This window comes from Kitasatospora sp. NPDC002543, assembly GCF_053594915.1.
Genome location: NZ_JBSFWR010000032.1, coordinates 29092 through 49898 on the forward strand (window position 1 = coordinate 29092; position 20807 = coordinate 49898).

A 20807-nucleotide genomic window follows, 5' to 3' on the forward strand; every position below is an offset into this window, starting at 1 on the left:
TCGACCCCACGAACCAGGGAGACGCACGGCATGATCATGAGGGTCATGGGTGAAGGGCAGTACGAGGTGGGCGAGGACCACCTGAACCTGCTCAACGAGCTCGACGCCGAGCTCGTCACCGCAGTGGAGTCGGGGGACGAGACGCTCTTCCGCCAGGCCTACGGCAAGCTCATCGACGCGGTGAAGCAGTACGGCACCCCGCTGCCGCTGGATTCGCTGGAGCCGTCCGAGCTGATCCTGCCGAGCGCCGACGCGACGATCGACGAGGTCCGCGAGTTGCTGATGGCCGATGGCGAGGGCGTGATCCCGGGCTTCCCCGAGTAGCACCTGCGGCTGCTGCCAGACGAAAGGGCGGGCCCCCTCCGGTGGGAGGGGGCCCGCCCTTCGACTGTCGTCGGCCGGGCCGCGGCGGGGCTACGGCAGGGCCAGCATCCGGTCCAGCGCCGCCTTGGCGTGCTTCTCGGTCTCCGGGTCGACGGTGATCACGTTCGGCACCCGGCCCTCGACCAGCGACTCCAGCGCCCAGACCAGGTGCGGCAGGTCGATCCGGTTCATGGTCGAGCAGAAGCAGACCGTCCGGTCGAGGAAGACGATCTCCTTGTCCGGGTGCGCCTTGGCCAGTCGGCGGACCAGGTTCAGTTCGGTGCCGATGGCCCACTTGGAGCCGGGCTCGGCGGCGTCCAGCGCCTTGATGATGTACTCGGTCGAGCCCACCATGTCGGCGGCCGCGACGACCTCGTGCTTGCACTCGGGGTGCACCAGGACGGTCACGCCGGGGACCCGCTCGCGGACGTCGTTCACCGAGTCCAGGCTGAACCGGCCGTGCACCGAGCAGTGGCCGCGCCAGAGGATCATCTTCGCGTCCCGCAGCTGCTCGGCGGTCAGGCCGCCGTTCGGCTTGTGCGGGTTGTAGACGACGCAGTCGTCCAGGGAGAGGCCCATGTCCCGCACCGCGGTGTTGCGGCCCAGGTGCTGGTCGGGCAGGAAGAGCACCTTCTCTCCCTGCTCGAAGGCCCACTCCAGGGCGCGCTTGGCGTTGGAGGAGGTGCAGATGAGGCCGCCGTGCCGACCGGTGAAGGCCTTGATGTCGGCGGAGGAGTTCATGTACGAGACCGGGACGGTCACGTCGGCTATGCCGGCGTCGGTGAGCGCGTCCCAGCACTCGGCGACCTGCTCGGCGGTGGCCATGTCGGCCATCGAGCAGCCGGCCGCGAGGTCCGGCAGGACGACCTGCTGACGCTCGCTGGTGAGGATGTCCGCGGACTCGGCCATGAAGTGCACGCCGCAGAAGACGATGTACTCGGCCTCGGGGCGGGCCGCCGCGTCGCGGGCGAGCTTGAAGGAGTCGCCGGTGACGTCGGCGAACTCGATCACCTCGTCGCGCTGGTAGTGGTGGCCGAGGATGAAGACGCGGTCGCCGAGCGCGGCCTTGGCGGCGCGGGCGCGCTCGACGAGGTTCGGGTCGGAGGCCGGGGGGAGGTCACCGGGGCACTCGACGCCGCGCTCGCTGTTCGGGTCGGCCTCGCGGCCGAGCAGCAGCAGAGCGAGCGGGGTCGGAGTGGGGTCGACGCCGTGGGTCTCGGTGATGGTGGTGGTCACGGGCGGGTGCCCTTCTGTGCGGCCGAGCTAGCGGTGGGGCCTTTTCGTCTAACTGACGCGATCTATTCTAGTCGCTTAGCGTCAGAGTGACGATGGCCATCCTGTCGATGTGACGAGAACCGCTCGTCGAATCGGATGCTTCCGGGCGTGGCCGAATCGATACTTCGAAGCCTTCGGGTATGGCTGAGCCCATGAAAGCAATCGCGATCAACCGCTACGGCGGCCCCGAGGTGGTCGAGTACACCGACCTGCCCGACCCCAAGGTCGGGCCCGACTCCGTGCTGGTCGAGGTCAGGGCGGCCGGGGTGAACCCGGTGGACTGGAAGGTCCGGGACGGCGCCCTGGACGGCATCCTCGACGCGCACTTCCCGCTGGTCATGGGCTGGGACGCGGCCGGCGTGGTCCGCGCGGTCGGCGGCGGGGTCACCGAGTTCGCCCCGGGCGACGAGGTGTACGGCTACGTCCGCAAGGACGCTGTCGAGCACGGCACCTACGCCGAGCTGGTGTCCGCCCCGGTCCGCACCCTGGCCCGCAAACCGGCCGCGCTGGACTGGGCGCAGTCCGGCGGCCTGCCGCTGGCCGGGCTCACCGCCCTGCAGGGCCTGCGGGCGCTGCGCCTCGCCGAGGGGGAGACCGTCCTGGTGCACGCCGCCGCGGGCGGGGTCGGCCACCTCGCGGTGCAGCTGGCCCGGGCCGCCGGCGCCCGGGTGATCGGTACCGCGGCCGAGCGCAACCACGACTTCCTGCGCGGCCTCGGCGCCGAGCCGGTGGTGTACGGCGACGGCCTGGCCGACCGGGTCCGCGCGCTCGCCCCCGACGGGGTGGACGCGGCCCTCGACCTGGTCGGCCACGGCGCCGTCCGGGTCTCGGCGGACCTGGTGGCGGATCCCGGCCGGATCGCCTCGGTCGCCGACTTCGGGGTCAAGGCGCTCGGCGGCCACTACGTCTGGGTCCGTCCGGACGCCGGCGACCTCGCCGAGCTGGCCGCGCTCGCCGACGACGGCCGGCTCGCCGTCACCGTGGCCTCCACCTTCCCGCTGGCCCAGGCCGCCTCCGCCCAGGCGCTCAGCGCCGAGGGCCGCACCCGGGGGAAGATCGTGCTGCTCGTCCCGTGACGGCCTCCCGTCCGTCATCCGTCGGCGGTGAACTCGTCCAGGTCATCCGCCAGAATGGTGACGAACCGTTTCGGCAGTGGCAGCCGCCGCCGGAGCGCCCCGCCGACCCCCGTACGACCCGTGGAGCCCCTCACCCATGACCAGCAGCCGAGCGCACGAGGTGGTCGGGGCCGACCTGGACGAGACCGACCGGCTCCTGCTCGCCCGGCTCGGCAGCGACGGCCGAGCCTCGTACTCCGAGATCGGCCTGCAGGTGAACCTCTCCGCCACCGCCGTGCGCCGGCGGATCGACCGGCTGCGGGCGCGCGGCGTGGTGCGGGGCTTCACCGTGGTGCTCGACCCTTCCGTGCTGGGCTGGCAGACCGAGGCCTTCGTCGAGGTCTACTGCCGCGAGCGCACCGCCCCCGAGGAGATCCTCGCCAGCCTGCGGCAGTTCCCCGAGGTGATCGCCGCCTGGACGGTCACCGGCGACCCGGACGCCCTGGTGCACCTGCGGGCCGCCGACATGCGCCACCTGGAGGCCGTCATCGAGCGCATCCGGCGCGAGCCCGGCGTGCAGCGCAGCCGCTCCTCGGTGGTGCTCTCCCAGCTCATCGGCTGAGGGCTCCGGGGCGGTACGCAGGAATCCTGCGCGGACCCTCCCCAAGACGCTCGAAACCTGCCTGACCAGCCGCGTTCCGACGCGCGGTGAGGCACCCGCGCTGCCTACGCTGATCACGTCCGGCCGTCGCGGTGAAGCGTCCCGCCGACCGGGCGCCCCCCGACACCCCACGCCGAGAGGGACCGCAGTGTCCGCAGCACCCGACCGCATGCACCGGCCCGACAACGACCTGGTCGACCTGGTCTTCGACTACATGCGGGAGCGGCTGCAGTACGACCCCGTCCCGCTCGACCACCCCGGCGACGGTGAGCACCTGCGCACCCAGCTGGCCGGCCTGCTGAACCAGGACGGCAACAACCCGGTCGACGTGCTCAAGCTGTACGACCACGAGCTGTCCCGGGCGGTCATCTCCGCCGACAGCCCGCGCTACCTGTCCTTCATCCCGTGCGCCCCCACCAAGGCCGCGCTGCTGTTCGACATGGTCGTCTCCTGCGCCTCCCTGCAGGGCATCTCCTGGCTGGAGGCGGCCGGCGCGATCGCCGCCGAGAACCAGGTGCTGCGCCTGATCGCCGACCGCGCGGGCCTCCCGCAGTCGGCCGGCGGCTGCTTCGTCTCCGGCGGCTCGGCCGGCAACCTCTCCGCCCTGGTCGTCGCCCGCGACACCGCCCGCCGCCGGCTCGCGGCCGAGGGCAAGCCGGAGGCCCGGCTGCGGATCGCCGTCGCCGACCAGGTGCACTCCTCGGTCAAGAACACCTTCAACATCATCGGCGTCGAGGCCTTCAAGGTCCCGACCGTGAACCGCCGCTTCACCGGCGAGGCGCTGCGCGCCGCGCTGGCCGCCGACCCGAACCCGGAGACGGTGATCGCCGTCGTCGGCACCGCCGGCACCACCAACGAGGGCATCGTCGACGACCTCAAGGGCCTGGGCGAGGTCGCCCGCGAGCGCGGCCTCTGGTTCCACGTGGACGGCGCCTACGGCGGCGCGGGCCTGTTCGCCCCCTCGGTGCGCGAGCGCTACGACGGCATCGAGCTCGCCGACTCCTTCGTGGTCGACCCGCACAAGTGGCTGTTCGCCCCCTTCGACTGCGCCGCGCTGATCTACCGCAACCCGCAGCTCGCCCGCGCCGTGCACACCCAGGACGCCTCCTACCTGGACGTCCTGCACACCGAGGGCGACGAGTGGAACCCCACCGACTACGCCTACCATCTGACCCGGCGCGCCCGCGGCCTGCCGCTCTGGTTCTCGCTGGCCGTGCACGGCGTCCAGGCCTACACCGACGCCATCGAGGCCGGTCTCACCCTGGCCCGGGAGACCGCGCAGCTGATCCGCGACAGCGAGCACCTGGAGCTGCTGTTCGACCCGCAGCTCTCGGCGGTCTGCTTCAAGCGCACCGGCTGGACGAACGACGACTACTACCGCTGGTCGCAGCAGCTGCTCGCGGACCAGATCGGCTTCGTCACCCCCACCGGCTGGGACGGCGAGACGGTCGCCCGCTTCGCCTTCCTGCACCCGGGCACCACCATGGAGATGGTCCGGGAGATCCTGGACACCATGGCCTGATCCCGCCTCCGTCACGGCCCCGTCGGCACTCCGGCGGGGCCGTACGCGTGCCCGCGCACCCACCCGCGTGCCCGGGCGCCTCACAGGAAGGCCCCGCTCGGCAGGTACGGCGCCGGCGGCCGCATCCCGCGCACCCCGACGAACCCGCCGGCCCGCGGCGTCAGCCCGACCTCCAGACCGACGTCCAGGGCCCACTCCTGCTCCGCGGTCAGGTGCTCCACCCGCGCCTCGACCCCCTCCGGCACCCGGGCCAGCGCCTCGCGCAGCAGCCGGGCGGCGATCCGCTTGCTGGTGGCCGCGAGCAGCCGCACCACGCCGCCGTCCCGGTAGCAGTAGCCGCTGCCGGCCAGCGAGTCGGCGATCAGCAGCTCCTCGAAGTGGCCCAGCATCAGCGCGTGGTCCGGCCCGTGCGCGGACCCGCGCAGCCGCCGGTCCACCGAGTCCAGCAGGTGCAGATGGCCGGCGTTGCCCGGGTGCACCGGGATGTCCCCGGGATCGAGCAGCCCGTCCCGGTCCACCCGCCCGGTCAGCCGCATCGCCGGGTGCAGGGTGAACCCGGCCAGCCGGTAGCGACGGGCAGCGGCCGGGGAGTCCGCGGCGCAGACCATCCCGCGCAGGCAGCCCCGGGAGTGCGTGGCCGCCTGTTCCAGCAGCAGCCGCCCGACCCCCTTGCCCTGCGCGGACGGCCGGACGGCGTACAGCGAGGGCGCCCACAGGCCCTCCCGCCGGATCGACAGCACCGCCCCGACCGGCTCGCCGTCGACCGTGGCCAGCCAGCAGCCCCCGGGGTCGGTGCGCGCCAGGTGCCTGGTCCGGGCCAGCCGCAGGGGCGACGGCCCCGGCGCGGCACCGGACGGGCCGGCACCGGCGAACGCGGCGTCGGCGAGTTCCCGGACGACCTCCGCGTCCGCGGCGGTGTCCCTGACCGGGCGAAGGATCATGAGGACCATCCTGTCGTCCCGCGGGCCGCCGCGGGGCCGGTTCACCCGGATCCAGCCCTCGGGCGGTGACCCTCCCTCCGGGGGTGTGCGAGCATGGGGAACGTAGGGGACGCGGGTGGCCCACCCGGCCCACGGAAATCCAGCCGCGAACAGACCACAGAAATCCATCGCCGTCCGGGAAATGAAACCGGACGGCCGTTGGTTGGCACTGGCGGCAGACCGTCGTCAAGACCGGGAGAAAGCAGATGACCGTCCAGGACGAGACCACCGTCGAGAGTGGCATCCTCCTCACCGAGGCCGCCGCGGCCAAGGTCAAGGCCCTGCTGGAGCAGGAGGGCCGCGAGGACCTCGCGCTGCGCGTCGCCGTCCAGCCCGGTGGCTGCTCCGGCCTGCGTTACCAGCTGTTCTTCGACGAGCGCTCGCTCGACGGCGACGTGATCAAGGACTTCAACGGTGTCAAGGTCGTCACCGACCGGATGAGCGCCCCGTACCTGGGCGGCGCCACCGTCGACTTCGTCGACACCATCGAGAAGCAGGGCTTCACCATCGACAACCCGAACGCCACCGGCTCCTGCGCCTGCGGCGACTCGTTCAGCTAGGCCCGCTGCGGAAAGGCGGCCCCGGGGTCACCCCGGGGCCGCCTTTCCGTTGTCGCCTCCGCCCGTGGCGCGCCTACTGCCCGGCGATGTCCGGGGCGACCGGGTCCGGCCCGATGTGCGGGTCGCCCTCCACCGGAACCTCCTGGCCGCTCGTCCGGTCGACGACGGTCCGTCCGGCCAGCGGCGAGCGCAGGTCGGTGGACACCGACTGCCGCTTGGCCAGCGCGTTGCACACCTGCCCCGGCTGGACGGTCGGCTTGCCCGGCACGAGCAGCACGTCCACCCGGCCCGGCTGCGATTCGTCCGCCTTCAGCGCGTACGTGGTGCAGACCCCGCCGAAGAAGTAGACGGTCAGCTTGGTGGTGCCGTCCACCCGGTAGCCGACCGGCGGGCGGACGGGCGCGCCGGAACCGTTCGGGTTCGGCTCGCCCGCCGCGATCCCGTTGCCCGGGGGAGTGGCCGGGGCCGGCTGCCCGGGCGCGGGCGAGGCCGGGGTGGGCGCCCAGCCGGTCGGCGGCTGGGCCGGCTGCCCGGCATCGGAGGGGCTCCCCGACGGAGCCGCCGGGGCCGGGCTCGCGGAGTCCGCCGGGGCCTGCGGGGAGGCGCTCGCCGAGGCCGAGGCGGCGGCCGCACCGCTCGCCGCCGCGTCCGAGGCGGGCTTGGCGCCCCCGTCGCAGCCGGCCACCGTCACCACCACCGCTAGGGCCAGACCCGCCAGGGCCGCCGTCCGCCGACCGCGCCGGGGCATCGTCTCCAGATCCATCTGCACATCCTCCCGAGGGCTCAGCGGGGCCGCCCGCTCGGCCGCTCCGCGCGGATGTGACGTGCTCCGGTCGGATCCGGTTCCGTACCGGTCGGATCCGGATCCACCACCGGCGGGATCCGGTCCGATCCCGTCCGGCGCGGGATCAGAAGCCGTACTCGGCCATTCCGGCGACCACCCGCCGCGCCCCGGAGGAGACCCGGACGCCGGTCGGCACGGGGGCGGCGGGCTGCGGACCGGCCGCGACCTGCGGCCAGAACCGGCGCAGCCGCCGGGAGGAGTCCACCAGGGCGTCGAGCGTCTCGGCGTCCTCGGCCCGCGGGGCGGGCGGGGCACAGGGGTCGGTCGTCATGGGGCACCGCTCCGATCCAGAGCCGCGGCCACACTGCCGCGGTCGGCGACGGGGCCCGCGCGACGGGCCCTCCACGGCCGACCCTAGGCAGGGCTCCGGCCGCCCACCAGTGCTACCGGGAGGTAGTACACAATCGAGGGCGAAGGGTGTCACCATGGCCGAGGGGCGGCGGCAACTTGCGGCACCCTTGCTGGGGGCTCCCCGGGGCCGGGTACCGTGGGTGGGTTCGTCCCCGCCTGCCCGCTGGCCCCGCAGCCATCCTGAGGAGACCTCCCGTGCGTATCGCCGTCGCCGGCTCGATCGCCACCGACCACCTGATGACGTTCCCCGGTCGGTTCGCCGACCAGCTCGTCGCCGAGCAGTTGCACACCGTGTCGCTGTCCTTCCTGGTCGACGCCCTGGACATCCGCCGCGGCGGCGTCGCGCCGAACATCGCCTTCGGCATGGGCGTGCTCGGCCTGAGCCCGATCCTGGTCGGCGCCGCCGGCGCGGACTTCGCGGAGTACCGCAGCTGGCTGGAGCGCAACGGCGTGGACTGCGACTCCGTCCACATCTCCGAGACCCGCCACACCGCGCGCTTCATGTGCACCACGGACGAGGACCACAACCAGATCGCGTCGTTCTACACCGGCGCCATGGCCGAGGCCCGCAACATCGAGCTGAAGCCGATCGCCGACCGCGTCGGCGGCCTGGACCTCGTCCTGATCGGCGCCGACGACCCGCAGGGCATGGTGCGCCACACCCAGGAGTGCCGCACCCGCGGCTACGCCTTCGCCGCCGACCCGTCCCAGCAGCTGGCCCGCCTGGAGGGCGAGGACATCCGCGAGATCGTCGACGGCGCCGCGTACCTCTTCACCAACGAGTACGAGGCCGCCCTGATCGAGACCAAGACCGGCTGGGGCTCCGAGGAGCTGCTCACCCGCGTCGGCACCCGGGTCACCACCCTGGGCAGCAAGGGCGTCCGGATCGAGCGCAAGGGCGAGGCCCCGATCCTGGTCGGCTGCGCCAAGGAGGAGTCGAAGGTCGACCCGACCGGCGTCGGCGACGCCTTCCGGGCCGGCTTCCTGGCCGGCCTGTCCTGGGACCTCGACCTGGAGCGCGCCGCCCAGCTCGGCTGCATGCTCGCCACCCTGGTGATCGAGACCGTCGGCACCCAGGAGTACGAGCTGCGCCCGGCCTCCTTCCTGAAGCGCTTCGAGGAGGCCTACGGCGCCGAGGCGGCCACCGAGATCAGCGCCCGCCTGGTCAAGTAGTCCGCCCCGTCCCGCGCCGCTCCGTTCAGGAGCGGCGCACCACGAGGTAGGCCGAGCCCCGGTCGCCGCCGTACTCGGCGGCCGGGGCCTCGCCCGCGTACTCCTGCCCGCGCATCCCGCACCAGGCCGGGATGTCCAACCGGGCCGCCTCGTCGTCCGCCAGCACGGCGACCGTGCCGCCGGGCGGCACCTCGCCGATCCGCTTCGCCAGCTCGATCACCGGCAGCGGGCAGCGCTTGCCCAGCGCGTCGATGACCAGCGAGGACTCCGTTGCGGGCGCCCCCGGCGCCGGCAGGTCCAGCCCGAGCGGCGCCCGGACCCCGGCCACCAGGTCCGGCAGCACCGCCAGGAAGCGCTCCACGTCGGCCTCGGCCGCCCCGTACGGGAGCGAGATCCGGACGTTCCCCTCGGTGAGCACCCCCATCGCCGCCAGCACATGGCTGGGCGTCAGCGTGGACGAGGTGCAGGAGGAGCCGGAGGACACCGCGAAGCCCGCCCGGTCCAGCTCGGTCAGCAGCACCTCCCCGTCCACGTACAGGCAGGAGAAGGTGACGATGTGCGGCAGCCGGCGCACCGGGTCGCCGACCACCTCGACCTCGGGCACCAGCCGCGGCACCCGGGTGCGGATCCGCTCCACCAGCGCGTGCAGCCGGGCGTTCTCCTGATCGGCCTCGGCCCGTACGGCGCGCAGCGAGGCGGCCGCGGCCACGATCGCCGGGACGTTGACGTAGCCGGGCACCCGGCCGCCCTCGCGCTCGTCGGCCGGCAGCGGGGAGGCGTACCGGACGCCCTTGCGCACCGCCAGCACCCCGACCCCGGCCGGGCCGCCCCACTTGTGGGCGCTCGCGGTCAGCAGCGACCAGCCCGCGGGGACGTCCACCCGCCCGGCGCTCTGCGCCGCGTCCACCAGCAGCGGGACGCCGGCCCCGGCGCACAGCGCGGCGACCTCGCCGACCGGCTGCACCGTCCCGACCTCGTGGTTGGCGCTCTGCAGCGCGGCCAGCGCGGTGTCCGGCCGCAGCAGCGCGGCGAACGCCTCCGGCTCGACCCGGCCGCCCCGGTCCACCGGGGCCACCGACACCTCGCCCCCGCCGGCCGCGTGCCGCTCGGCGACGTGCAGCACGCTGGAGTGCTCCACCGCGGAGTGGGTGAAGTGCCCGCCGCGCCGCCGGTTCCCGGCCAGGGCGCCCAGCAGGCCGAGCTGGACGGCCTGGGTGCCGCTCGCGGTGAAGGAGATCTCGTCCGCCCGCGCGCCCAGCACCGCGGCCACCGTCTCGCGGGCGGCGTCCAGCAGCATCCGGGCCTGCCGGCCGGAGCGGTACAGCCGGGCCGGATCGGCCCAGCCCTCGTCCAGGGCGGCGGTCAGCGCCTGCCGGGCGACGGGGTGCAGGGGGGCCGTCGAGGCCGCGTCGAAGTACACGGTCACATTTAACGACACACCCGGGCCGGGAACCGGTAGAGTCGGGCGGCTCACCCGCCGTCAGTCGATCACCCCGAATGTCCGCTTCGTCCGCGCCCGACGGGCCGTCACGGATGTCGCCCGAGGTCATCCCCCGATCGGGCGTACGGACCTCGAATGCCTGCGATGACCTGCGACGCAGCCCCTACCGGGCCTGATCGGGCTACCGGGCGGCGCGTTACCGGGGGCTGCCCGTCAGGAGCGCATAAGGCTGGAGTAGGGTTTGGCCCGCATAAGCATTCAAACCGTGCCCGTGGACGGGTCGCCGGGGAGGCTCACACTCCTCCCCGGGGCGACGCGAAGGCGGGCGAGACTTCGGGAAGGCGCTACGTGAGTCCCAACGGCTCCGACCGCTCGCCGCGGCGCACGATGCGGCGGAAGCTGCCTCAGGCGCTGGCACTGGGCCTCGTCATCGCGACCGCCACCGGCTGCTCGGCCAACGACCTCCCCAGGCTTGGCCTCCCGAGCCCCGTCACCAAGGAAGGGCCCATGGTCCTTCAGATGTGGCAGGGCTCCTGGATCGCGGCGCTGGTGGTCGGCGTACTGATGTGGGGTCTGATCATCTGGAGCGTGATCTTCCACCGGCGCAAGCGCACCGGCGTGGAGATCCCCCCGCAGACCCGGTACAACGTGCCCATCGAGGCGCTCTACACCGCGGTCCCCATCATCATCGTCTCGGTCCTCTTCTACTTCGTCGCCCGCGACGAGTCGAAGCTGACGGCCACCTCCGAGAAGCCGCAGCACTACGTTAACGTGGTCGGCTTCCAGTGGAGCTGGGCGTTCAACTACGAGAACACCGAGACCCCTGACCCGGCCAACAAGGACGCCGCGTACGACGTCGGCACGCCCAAGGAGGTTCCGACCCTCTGGCTGCCGGTCAACGAGACGGTGCAGTTCCGTCTCACCTCGCGTGACGTCATCCACGACTTCTGGCCCGTCAACTTCATGATGAAGATGGACGTCGTCCCGGGCGTGGTGAACAAGTTCGAGGTCACCCCGACCGTCAAGGGCGAGTACATGGGCAAGTGCGCCGAGCTCTGCGGCGTCGACCACTCGCGCATGCTGTTCAACGTCAAGGTCGTCGACCGCGCCGACTACGACAAGCACCTGGCCGACCTTCGCGCCAAGGGCCAGAACGGCTGGGTGCCCTCCGGCCTCATCGGCATGGGAAGTGAAGAGAAGTGACCATCCTCAACGAGCCCGCCGCGGCCGGCGGGGGCGCCGGTGCCGTCACGGTCGGGGCGCAGCGGACCCGGAAGCCGGGTTCGACCATCATCAAGTGGCTGACCACCACTGACCACAAGACGATCGGCACGCTGTACCTGGGCACGTCGTTCGCCTTCTTCCTGATCGGTGGCATCCTCGCCCTGGTCATGCGCGCCGAGCTGGCTCGTCCCGGGACCCAGATCCTGTCGAACGAGCAGTTCAACCAGGCGTTCACGATGCACGGCACGATCATGCTGCTGATGTTCGCGACGCCGCTCTTCGCCGGCTTCGCGAACTGGATCATGCCGCTCCAGATCGGTGCTCCGGACGTGGCGTTCCCGCGTCTGAACATGTTCGCGTACTGGCTGTACCTCTTCGGTTCGACCATCGCGGTGGCGGGCTTCGTCACCCCGAACGGCGCCGCCGACTTCGGCTGGTTCGCCTACTCCCCGCTGTCGGACGCCGTGCACTCGCCCGGCATCGGCGGCGACATGTGGATCATGGGTCTGGCCTTCTCCGGCTTCGGCACGATCCTCGGTGCGGTCAACTTCATCACCACGATCATCTGCATGCGCGCCCCGGGCATGACGATGTTCCGGATGTCGATCTTCGTCTGGAACGTCCTGCTGACCTCGGTGCTGGTCCTGCTGGCGTTCCCGGTGCTGGCCGCCGCGCTGTTCGCCCTGGAGGCGGACCGCAAGTTCGGTGCCCACGTCTTCGACCCGGCCAACGGCGGGGCGATGCTCTGGCAGCACCTGTTCTGGTTCTTCGGCCACCCCGAGGTGTACATCATCGCGCTGCCGTTCTTCGGCATCGTGTCGGAGATCATCCCGGTCTTCAGCCGCAAGCCGATGTTCGGCTACTCCGGCCTGATCGCGGCCACCATCGCGATCGCCGGTCTGTCCGTGACGGTGTGGGCCCACCACATGTACGTCACCGGACAGGTACTGCTGCCGTTCTTCTCGTTCATGACCTTCCTGATCGCGGTCCCGACCGGTGTGAAGTTCTTCAACTGGGTCGGCACCATGTGGAAGGGCTCGCTGAGCTTCGAGACCCCGATGCTCTGGACGGTCGGCTTCCTGGTCACCTTCCTCTTCGGTGGTCTGACCGGTGTTCTGCTGGCCTCCCCGCCGATCGACTTCCACGTCTCGGACTCGTACTTCGTCGTCGCCCACTTCCACTACGTGGTCTTCGGCACCGTCGTCTTCGCGATGTTCGCCGGCTTCCACTTCTGGTGGCCGAAGATGACCGGCAAGATGCTGGACGAGCGCCTCGGCAAGATCACCTTCTGGACGCTGTTCTTCGGCTTCCACACCACCTTCCTGGTGCAGCACTGGCTCGGCGCGGAGGGCATGCCCCGCCGCTACGCCGACTACCTGGCCGCGGACGGCTTCACCACCCTGAACACCGTCTCGACCATCGGCTCCTTCGTGCTCGGCCTGTCGATCCTGCCGTTCCTCTACAACGTCTGGAAGACCGCCAAGTACGGCGAGAAGGTCACCGTGGACGACCCGTGGGGCTTCGGCCGCTCGCTGGAGTGGGCGACCTCCTGCCCGCCGCCGCGGCACAACTTCCTCACCCTCCCGCGGATCCGCTCCGAATCCCCGGCCTTCGACCTCCACCACCCGGAGATCGCCGCGCTGGACTACCTGGAGAACCACGGTGAGCCGGCCAAGCACCTCGCCGGTGTGACCCCGGCGAAGTACGACGCCCCGAAGCTGGGCAAGGGCAACAAGGAGGGCGACGCCTGATGAAGGAACAGGGAAAGATCTTCCTGGGCCTGTCGGTCTTCGTGCTGGCCATGGCCGTGACCTACGGCCTGTGGACCAACCACTCGGAGCATGGCGTCGAGGCCGCCGGTACCACCGCGCTGTTCCTGGCCTTCGGCCTCTGCGCGTTCATCGGGTACTACCTCGCCTTCACCGCCCGCCGGGTGGACAGCGGCGCGGGTGACAACCCCGAGGCCGAGGTCGTGGACGACTCCGGCGAGCTGGGCTTCTTCGCCCCGCACAGCTGGCAGCCGCTCTCGCTGGCGCTCGGTGGCGCCCTCGCCTTCCTGGGCGTGATCTTCGGCTGGTGGCTGATGTTCTGGGCCGCTCCGATCATCATGATCGGCATCTTCGGATGGGTCTTCGAGTTCTACCGGGGCGAGAACCAGAACCAGTAGGGTTCCCGCTTTCCGGCACCAGGGCCGGTCCTCCCGCAGGGGAGGGCCGGCCCTGCTGCGTTCCCCGCGCGCGCCCCGCTGCGTCCCCTGGCCGACGGCTGTCACTCCGGCGGGTGAAGCGGAAGTCCCTCGGATGTCGCTTCACCGGGGGCGTTCCTACGATCTGATCAATCGTGCGAAATCTTCGGAGGCGGCCATGGCCGACAGACGCGGAATCGCAGCTCTCGGCGGCATCTCGCTGGCCCTCGCGGCGCTGGCCCCGCTGACCGCCTGCACGGCCCGGGAGGACGGCCCCGTCGGACCGCACCGGATCGACGCGGCCCAGCTGGTCCGCCTCTCGGCGGAGGGCAAGGCCGACCCCTCTCAGCCGGTCACCGTGACCGCCGTCCAGGACAGCCGGCTCACCGACGTCACCGTGGTCGACCCGGACGGCCGGACGGTCGCCGGGAAGCTCGCCGAGGACCAGCGCAGCTGGCAGACCACCGGTCGGCTGAAGGCCGGCACCGCGTACACCGTGCGGATCTCCGCCGACGACGGCAAGGGCGGCCGCGGCGACACCACGGCGAGCTTCAGCACCGTCGACGCCCAGCGCCTGCTCACCGCCAAGCTCGGCCCGGACTCCTCCGGCAGCGGCGTCTACGGGGTGGGCCAGCCGCTCACCGTGGAGCTCTCCGAGGCGGTGAAGGACCCCCAGGCCCGCCAGGAGGTCGAGCGGGTCCTGACCGTCGGCTCCCAGCCCGCCGTCACCGGCGCCTGGTACTGGGTGGACGACAAGAACCTGCACTTCCGCCCGGAGGACTACTGGCCGGCCGGGACGACCGTCACGCTGGCCTTCGACGGCACCGGCAGCCGGATCTCCGACGGCCTGTACGGCGGGGACCGCAGCTCGCTGAAGCTGCGGATCGGCGAGCGGGTGGAGTCGGTGATCGACGCGGCCTCCCACGAGCTCACCCTGAAGCGCGACGGCGAGGTGCTGCGGAGCATCCCGGTCACCACCGGCAAGCCCGGCTTCGACACCCGCAACGGCGTCAAGGTGGTGCTGGGCCAGGAGCGGTCGGTCCGGATGAACGGCGAGACCATCGGGATAGCCGCGGGCAGCACGGAGGCGTACGACCTCGACGTGAAGTGGGCCACCCGGGTGACCTGGAGCGGCGAGTACGTCCACGCGGCGCCCTGGTCGGTCGGCGCGCAGGGCATCGAGAACGTCAGCCACGGCTGTACGGGCATGAGCACCGACAACGCCGAGTGGTTCTACGAGCACACCCGGGTGGGCGACCTGGTGACGGTGGTGAACAGCCGCGGCGGCGCGATGGAGTCCTTCGGCAACGGCTTCGGGGACTGGAACATCGACTGGACGGAGTGGGTCAAGCACAGCGCCTCCGGACAGCCCGTCAGCACCACCGCACCGGCCTCCCAGGCCGCGGCCGCGGGGATGATCCGCCCGGAGCTCTAGGAGCCCGCAGGAGGCCCTCTAGCCCTGCTGCGGGTAGGCCAGCCGCAGCGCGGTGTCCACGGCGGCCAGGGCGTCCGCGGGGGAGACGCCCAGGCGGCGGGCGCGGGCGGCGTACTCGGCGGCGGCCTCGGCGGCCAGCCGGTGGGCGGTGTCCCCGGTGGCGGCGATCAGTGTGCCGCGCCGGCCGTGGGTCTCCACCACGCCGTCCGCCTCCAGCTCGCGGTAGGCCCGGGCGACGGTGCCGGCGGCGAGTCCCAGTTCCTCGGCCAGGGCCCGGACGGTGGGCAGCCGCAGCCCGGTCGGCAGCTCGCCGGAGCGGGCCCGCTCGGCGATCTGGGCGCGGATCTGCTCGTACGGGGCGGTGGCCGAGGCGGGGTCGACGGACAGCTGCACGGGTGCTCCTGGTGGCGCGGGCGGGTACGGAAAGGCCCGAGGGCCGCTGACCAGATGAACTCTGGTCAGCGGCCCTCGGGGTGACGCGCTGGTGCGTACGGGATCAGTGGTGGCCGTGGCCGCTGGTGATCTCGTGGTGCTCCTCGGCGGTCGGCTTGGGGATCTGGCTGCCCTCGCCGTAGAAGCCGCGGGAGAGCTTGGCCCGGGTGCGGGTGACGACGCCGGCCTTGCGGGCCACGCCGTTCTCGTCCGTCTGGGCCGGCAGCTCGACCGGCTGGTTCTGCTCGTGCGCGGTGAGCTTGTACAGGTCCTTCTGCGGGAGCTGGGCGTGCACCTCGATGAACTCGCCGTGCGGCAGGCGCTTGATGACACCCGTCTCGCGGCCGTGCAGCACCTTCTCCTTGTCACGGCGCTGGAGGCCGAGGCACCAGCGCTTGGTGATGATGAAGACGACGACCGGGACGACGAAGAAGCCGACGCGGACGAAGTAGGTGACCGAGTTGATCGACAGGTGCAGGTGGGTGGCGAACAGGTCGTTGCCACCGGCCATCAGCAGGATCAGGTAGAGGCTGATCCAGGCGGCACCCAGGGCGGTGCGGACCGGAGCGTTGCGCGGGCGGTCCAGGATGTGGTGCTCGCGCTTGTCGCCGGTGATCCAGCCCTCGATGAACGGGTAGGCCGCGATCGAGACCAGGACCAGCGGGAAGATCGCCAGCGGGACCATGACACCCAGGTTGAGGGTGTGGCCGCCCCAGACGCTGATCTCCCAGCCCGGCATGACACGGATCAGACCCTCGGAGAAGCCCATGTACCAGTCGGGCTGGGCGTCCGTGGAGACCTGGTCCGGACGGTACGGGCCGTACGCCCAGATCGGGTTGATCGTGGCGATCGCCGAGATGACGGCGATGAGGCCGAACACCAGGAAGAAGAAGCCACCGGCCTTGGCCATGTAGACCGGCATCAGCGGCATGCCGACGACGTTCTTCTCGGTCTTGCCCGGGCCCGCCCACTGGGTGTGCTTGTGGTAGAAGACCAGGATCAGGTGCGCCACCAGCAGGCCGAGCATGATGCCCGGGATCAGCAGCACGTGGATGGTGAAGAACCGCGGCACGATGTCGTGGCCGGGGAACTCGCCCCCGAACAGGAACATCTGGACGTAGGTGCCGATCAGCGGGACGGCGAGGATCGCGCCTTCCATGAAGCGGATACCGGTGCCCGACAGCAGGTCGTCCGGCAGGGAGTAGCCGAAGAAGCCGTCGAACATGCCCAGGACCAGCAGCAGGAAGCCGAAGACCCAGTTGATCTCACGCGGCTTGCGGAACGCGCCGGTGAAGAACACGCGCATCATGTGCACGAGCATCGCGGCCACGAAGACCAGGGCGGCCCAGTGGTGGATCTGGCGGATCAGCAGACCGCCGCGGACCTCGAAGCTGATGTCCACGGTGGAGGCGTAGGCCTCCGACATCGGGATGCCCTTGAGCGGCACGTAGGAGCCGTCGTAGACGACCTCGGCCATCGAGGGCTTGAAGAACAGCGTCAGGTAGACACCGGTCAGGATGATGATGACGAAGGTGTAGAGGCAGATCTCGCCCAGCATGAAGGACCAGTGGTCCGGGAAGATCTTCCGCAGGTTGGCCTTGGCGAGGGAGTAGATCCCCAGCCGGCCGTCCGTCCAGTCAGCCGCGGCTTCCCACTTGTTGGCGGGCTTCTCACGCGTGCTGGAGGGCTTGGCGGCACCGGTCGTGGTGCTGCTCGCGCTACTCATCGAGCACGCTCCCAGTAGCTCGGGCCGACGGGCTCCGCGAAGTCGCCGGTGGCGACCAGGTTGCCCTTCTCGTCAGTGATGATCTTCAGCTGCGGCAGCGGGTGGCCGGCCGGGCCGAAGATGACGCGAGCGCCGTCCGCCAGGTCGAAGGTCGACTGGTGGCAGGGGCAGAGCGCGTGGTGGGTCTGCTGCTCGTAGAGGCTGATCGGGCAGCCGACGTGGGTGCAGATCTTGGAGTACGCGAGGATGCCCTCGAAACCGAGGTCCTTGGACTTGTCGTCCTTGATGTCCTCGGGCGCGATGCGGACCAGCATCAGGGCGTCCTTGGCGATCCGCTGCTGGAAGTCCTCGCTGTGCGTGGACAGACCCTCCGGCATGGCGAAGGTGAGCGAGCCGACCGCGATGTCCTCGGGCTTCATCGGCTGCATGGTGTTCATGTTGATGAGCGCCAGCGGCTTGGTCTCGGTCGCCTCCTTCCAACCGGTCTCCTTGAGCTTCGTCTCGGGAAGCGGGCCGAGGTCACGGAGCAGGACCACGCCGGAGAGCGGGACCAGCGCCATGGAGCCGATCAGGGTGTTGCGGATCATCTTGCGGCGGCCGAAGCCGGACTCGGCGGCACCGGTCTTGAACTGCTCGATGACGTCCGCGCGGACCTCGTCGGAAGCCTCGATCGGGTGACGCTCGGCCGGCAGCTCGACGTCCGACATCAGGGTGCGGGCCCAGTGGACCGCGCCCGCGCCGATCATGAACAGCGCGACGCCCAGGGTCAGGCCGAGCGCGAAGTTCAGCGCGCTGACGTGACCCAGCGGGAAGATGTAGACGATCTTGTCCGGGTCGATGGCCACGTACGAGGCGATGAAGCCGATGGTGGCGAGCATCGAGATCACGAACATCAGCGAGACCTGGCGCTCGGCGCGCTGGGCGGCCCGCTCGTCGATGTCGGTGCGACGGGGCTCGTGGGCCGGCAGGCCCGGGTCGGCGAACGGGCTGCCGTGGTCGGCCACCTCGCCGGCGGAGCCGTGCGGCTCCGGGAGCTTCTCTTCTGACATGTCGTGGCTCATGACTTCTTGGCCTTGGTGGTGTGGGCGGCGACCCAGATCGCGACCGCGATGAGCGTGCCGAGGCCGAAGATCCAGCCGAACAGACCCTCGGTCACCGGACCGAGGCTGCCCAGGGTGAGACCGCCGGGGTTGGGCTCATCGTTGGTGGTGTGGCGGACGAAGGCCACGATCTGCTTCTTCTGCTCCTCGGGCATGGTGGTGTCCGGGAACGACGGCATGTTCTGCGGGCCGGTCTGCATGGCCTCGTAGATGTGCTTGGCGTCCACACCCTCCAGCGACGGGGCGTACTTGCCCTTGGTCAGGGCACCGCCCTGGCCGGCGAAGTTGTGGCACTGGGCGCAGTTGGTGCGGAACAGCTCGCCACCCTTGGAGATGTCCTCGGGGTTGGTCGAGGTGAACTGCTCCTCCGTCGGGGTCACCGGGCCGGGACCGAGGGAGGCGACGTAGGCGGCGAGCTGGTCGATCTCGGCCTGCGAGTAGATGTTCTTCTTGCGCGGGACCTGGGCGCCGGGCTGCTGGGCCGGCATGCGGCCGGTGCCGACCTGGAAGTCGACAGCGGCGGAGCCGACGCCGACCAGGCTCGGACCGTCACTGCTGCCCTGGCCGTTCAGGCCGTGGCAGGAGGAGCAGCCCACGGCGAAGAGCTTCTTGCCCTCATCGATCGCGAGCGACTGCGCGGCGACGTCGGCCTGCGCCTTGTCGGCGGGCGCGAACGCGGCGTACAGCCCCCCGGTTGCCGCCAGGGCGAGAAGTAGGACGACCAGCGCCGCCAATGGGTGGCGCCGTCGTGCGGAGAGCTTTTTCACGGAATAACCCCGGTGTCAGGATCTGGTCGACTGGTGGGTGCACCCGGCGGCCGGTCTGGCCGGCACGAGGCTGCCTGTCTAGGGCTGCGCGCGCGGTCGGTCGGTGGGAGCGTCGGCACCGGCAGAAGCGGCCCGTCGCCGGTGAGGGCGGGGGCCGCAGCCGGTGGCCAGCGACCTGATCAGCTGGTTACTTGATCAGGTAGATGGTCGCGAACAGGCCGATCCACACGACGTCGACGAAGTGCCAGTAGTACGACACGACGATCGCGGCGGTGGCCTGCTCGTGCGTGAAGCGCTTGGCTGCGTACGTCCGTCCCAGGACCAGCAGGAAGGCGATCAGACCACCCGTCACGTGCAGCCCGTGGAAGCCGGTGGTCAGGTAGAACACCGTGCCGTACGGGTCGGAGGACAGCGAGAGGCCGTCCTTCTTGACCAGCTCGGTGTACTCGAAGACCTGGCCGCCGATGAAGACCGCGCCCATGGCGAACGTGAGGATGAACCACGCCCGGAGCTTCTTCACGTCACCGCGCTCGGCAGCGAACACGCCGAGCTGGCAGGTGAGCGAGGAGAGCACCAGGATCGTGGTGTTGACCGAGGAGAAGGGCACGTTGAGGGCGTGGGCCTTCTCGGTCCAGAACTCCGGCCCCTTGACGGAGCGGAGCGTGAAGTACATCGCGAAGAGGGCCGCGAAGAACATCAACTCGGAACTGAGCCAGACGATCGTTCCGACGCTGACCATGTTCGGCCGGTTGACCGATCCGTGCGCGTGCCCGGTTTCTACTGCTGTTGCTGTCGCCACGACGGACATTATGTCGGTCCCTTATTCCGTCTTCACGTCGGGGGGTGTCCCTCGGAGTGTCCGGTGCGTGCGGTATGCCCGCTTGGCGGGCGGCAGGGGGGCCGGACGGGGGCTGAGCAGCGGCGCGTCCCTTTTCTGATGGTTCCTCGGAGGGGCCTGTGACCCCGTTGCCCGGCGCGTCGTTGCACGGTCGGAGTAGCCGGGAGGGGTACGGGGGAGGGTGCCGGGTCGGCCGTACGGGTGGACTGGGCCGGGTCGGGTGACGGGCCGTCCTCCGGGCGGGTGAGCCCGGGGCGCGGCGGCTTGAGGAGGAACGTGCGCGAGGGGGACTCGGCGGACGGTGATCGGGAGTAGCATCCGGATCAGGCGAACGTGGTCCGGATCACACTTGAGGGAGCAGGGTCCATGGCGTACACGACCGATGAGACGCTCACCGTCCTCGTCTACAGCGACGACCGCAACACCCGCGAGCAGGTGCTGACGGCGCTCGGCCGCCGGCCCGCCGAGGATCTTCCGGAACTGTCCTACCTGGAGTGCGCGACCACCCCCGCGGTGCTCAAGGCGCTGGAGAAGGGAGGGGTGGACCTCTGCGTGCTGGACGGCGAGGCCGTTCCGGCCGGCGGGCTGGGCCTCGGGCGGCAGCTCAAGGACGAGATCTACGGCTGCCCGCCGGTGCTGGTGCTGATCGGCCGGCCGCAGGACTCCTGGCTGGCCGCCTGGAGCCGGGCGGACGCCGCCATCTCCCACCCGGTGGAGCCGGTGGCGCTCGCCGGGGCGGTGGCCACCCTGCTGCGGGCCAGGCTGGCGAAGCGGACTCCCGCCGTCCGCTGAAATCCGTGGCAGGAGTAGGAAAGAGAGGGTAGAAGCGAGCGCTTCGCTCGATAGGCTGGCTCCATCCGTACGGACGTCCCCCG

21 protein-coding genes are annotated in these 20807 nt (G+C 71.1%); 11 read left to right on the forward strand and 10 right to left on the reverse strand.

The window, feature by feature from the left end:
• Positions 1-30 precede the first annotated feature (30 nt).
• Positions 31-324, forward strand: a complete 294-nt coding sequence (gene pspAA / locus ACWD4P_RS16095; protein ID WP_359826351.1) for a PspA-associated protein PspAA — start codon at positions 31-33, stop codon at positions 322-324.
• Between the two features lie 90 nt (positions 325-414).
• Here pspAA and nadA read toward each other — a convergent pair whose 3' ends face one another.
• Complete coding sequence (gene nadA, locus ACWD4P_RS16100) at positions 415-1599, reverse strand: quinolinate synthase NadA (RefSeq protein ID WP_449780006.1); 1185 nt, start codon at positions 1597-1599, stop codon at positions 415-417.
• Positions 1600-1790: 191 nt separating this feature from the next.
• Between nadA and ACWD4P_RS16105 the strand changes: the two genes are divergently transcribed.
• The 3 genes from ACWD4P_RS16105 (at position 1791) to ACWD4P_RS16115 (ending at position 4876) form a co-directional block, all read left to right on the forward strand.
• Entirely contained in the window at positions 1791-2714 is a 924-nt protein-coding gene (locus ACWD4P_RS16105; RefSeq protein ID WP_449780021.1) for an NADP-dependent oxidoreductase, read from the forward strand.
• A gap of 136 nt (positions 2715-2850) precedes the next feature.
• Complete coding sequence (locus ACWD4P_RS16110) at positions 2851-3315, forward strand: Lrp/AsnC family transcriptional regulator (protein ID WP_359826343.1); 465 nt, start codon at positions 2851-2853, stop codon at positions 3313-3315.
• 187 nt (positions 3316-3502) lie between these two features.
• A complete protein-coding gene (locus ACWD4P_RS16115) occupies positions 3503-4876 on the forward strand; it encodes a pyridoxal phosphate-dependent decarboxylase family protein (protein ID WP_359826340.1) in 1374 nt (457 codons plus the stop codon).
• 80 nt (positions 4877-4956) lie between these two features.
• On the opposite strand, the gene ACWD4P_RS16120 is transcribed toward ACWD4P_RS16115, so the two are convergent.
• Positions 4957-5817: a GNAT family N-acetyltransferase gene (locus ACWD4P_RS16120; protein ID WP_449780007.1), complete on the reverse strand. Its 861-nt coding sequence runs from the start codon at positions 5815-5817 to the stop codon at positions 4957-4959.
• 245 nt (positions 5818-6062) lie between these two features.
• Between ACWD4P_RS16120 and erpA the strand changes: the two genes are divergently transcribed.
• Positions 6063-6416: an iron-sulfur cluster insertion protein ErpA gene (gene erpA, locus ACWD4P_RS16125; protein ID WP_359826336.1), complete on the forward strand. Its 354-nt coding sequence runs from the start codon at positions 6063-6065 to the stop codon at positions 6414-6416.
• Positions 6417-6489: 73 nt separating this feature from the next.
• Here the strand turns inward: erpA and ACWD4P_RS16130 are convergent, their stop codons facing one another.
• Together ACWD4P_RS16130 and ACWD4P_RS16135 are read right to left on the reverse strand one after the other, a co-directional pair.
• Entirely contained in the window at positions 6490-7179 is a 690-nt protein-coding gene (locus ACWD4P_RS16130) for a hypothetical protein (protein ID WP_449780008.1), read from the reverse strand.
• 145 nt (positions 7180-7324) lie between these two features.
• Entirely contained in the window at positions 7325-7531 is a 207-nt protein-coding gene (locus ACWD4P_RS16135) for a hypothetical protein (RefSeq protein WP_359826330.1), read from the reverse strand.
• 275 nt (positions 7532-7806) lie between these two features.
• Here ACWD4P_RS16135 and ACWD4P_RS16140 point away from each other — a divergent pair, with 275 nt between their 5' ends.
• Positions 7807-8784: a carbohydrate kinase family protein gene (locus ACWD4P_RS16140; protein ID WP_359826328.1), complete on the forward strand. Its 978-nt coding sequence runs from the start codon at positions 7807-7809 to the stop codon at positions 8782-8784.
• Positions 8785-8809: 25 nt separating this feature from the next.
• Here ACWD4P_RS16140 and ACWD4P_RS16145 read toward each other — a convergent pair whose 3' ends face one another.
• A complete protein-coding gene (locus ACWD4P_RS16145) occupies positions 8810-10204 on the reverse strand; it encodes an aminotransferase class V-fold PLP-dependent enzyme (protein ID WP_449780009.1) in 1395 nt (464 codons plus the stop codon).
• 369 nt (positions 10205-10573) lie between these two features.
• Between ACWD4P_RS16145 and ctaC the strand changes: the two genes are divergently transcribed.
• From ctaC to ACWD4P_RS16165, 4 genes are all read left to right on the forward strand, one after another.
• On the forward strand, positions 10574-11428 hold the full coding sequence (gene ctaC / locus ACWD4P_RS16150) for an aa3-type cytochrome oxidase subunit II (protein WP_359826324.1): 855 nt from the start codon (positions 10574-10576) through the stop codon (positions 11426-11428).
• Entirely contained in the window at positions 11425-13200 is a 1776-nt protein-coding gene (ctaD, locus tag ACWD4P_RS16155) for an aa3-type cytochrome oxidase subunit I (RefSeq protein WP_449780010.1), read from the forward strand. The genes ctaC and ctaD overlap by 4 nt, the downstream gene beginning before the upstream one ends.
• Complete coding sequence (locus ACWD4P_RS16160; protein ID WP_449780011.1) at positions 13200-13616, forward strand: cytochrome c oxidase subunit 4; 417 nt, start codon at positions 13200-13202, stop codon at positions 13614-13616. Before ctaD ends, ACWD4P_RS16160 begins: the two co-directional genes overlap by 1 nt.
• Before the next feature lie 196 nt (positions 13617-13812).
• Positions 13813-15069 carry a L,D-transpeptidase gene (locus ACWD4P_RS16165; RefSeq protein WP_359826319.1) on the forward strand — a complete coding sequence of 419 codons (1257 nt, stop codon included), beginning with the start codon at positions 13813-13815 and terminating at the stop codon, positions 15067-15069.
• A gap of 18 nt (positions 15070-15087) precedes the next feature.
• Here ACWD4P_RS16165 and ACWD4P_RS16170 read toward each other — a convergent pair whose 3' ends face one another.
• From ACWD4P_RS16170 to ctaE, 5 genes are all read right to left on the reverse strand, one after another.
• Positions 15088-15462 carry a GntR family transcriptional regulator gene (locus ACWD4P_RS16170; RefSeq protein ID WP_449780012.1) on the reverse strand — a complete coding sequence of 125 codons (375 nt, stop codon included), beginning with the start codon at positions 15460-15462 and terminating at the stop codon, positions 15088-15090.
• A gap of 103 nt (positions 15463-15565) precedes the next feature.
• Positions 15566-17227 carry a cytochrome bc1 complex cytochrome b subunit gene (gene qcrB, locus ACWD4P_RS16175; protein WP_359828064.1) on the reverse strand — a complete coding sequence of 554 codons (1662 nt, stop codon included), beginning with the start codon at positions 17225-17227 and terminating at the stop codon, positions 15566-15568.
• On the reverse strand, positions 17224-18276 hold the full coding sequence (qcrA, locus tag ACWD4P_RS16180; RefSeq protein WP_359828066.1) for a cytochrome bc1 complex Rieske iron-sulfur subunit: 1053 nt from the start codon (positions 18274-18276) through the stop codon (positions 17224-17226). Before qcrA ends, qcrB begins: the two co-directional genes overlap by 4 nt.
• An 8-nt stretch (positions 18277-18284) precedes the next feature.
• Positions 18285-19094, reverse strand: coding sequence for a cytochrome bc1 complex diheme cytochrome c subunit (gene qcrC, locus ACWD4P_RS16185; protein ID WP_316520844.1), 810 nt, complete (start codon positions 19092-19094; stop codon positions 18285-18287).
• 187 nt (positions 19095-19281) lie between these two features.
• The gene (gene ctaE, locus ACWD4P_RS16190; RefSeq protein WP_049651835.1) at positions 19282-19902 is read right to left on the reverse strand and encodes an aa3-type cytochrome oxidase subunit III; all 621 of its coding nucleotides are present in this window, start codon (positions 19900-19902) and stop codon (positions 19282-19284) included.
• Positions 19903-20298: 396 nt separating this feature from the next.
• Here ctaE and ACWD4P_RS16195 point away from each other — a divergent pair, with 396 nt between their 5' ends.
• Positions 20299-20724, forward strand: coding sequence for a response regulator (locus ACWD4P_RS16195; RefSeq protein WP_359828069.1), 426 nt, complete (start codon positions 20299-20301; stop codon positions 20722-20724).
• The last annotated feature ends 83 nt before the right edge of the window (positions 20725-20807 follow it).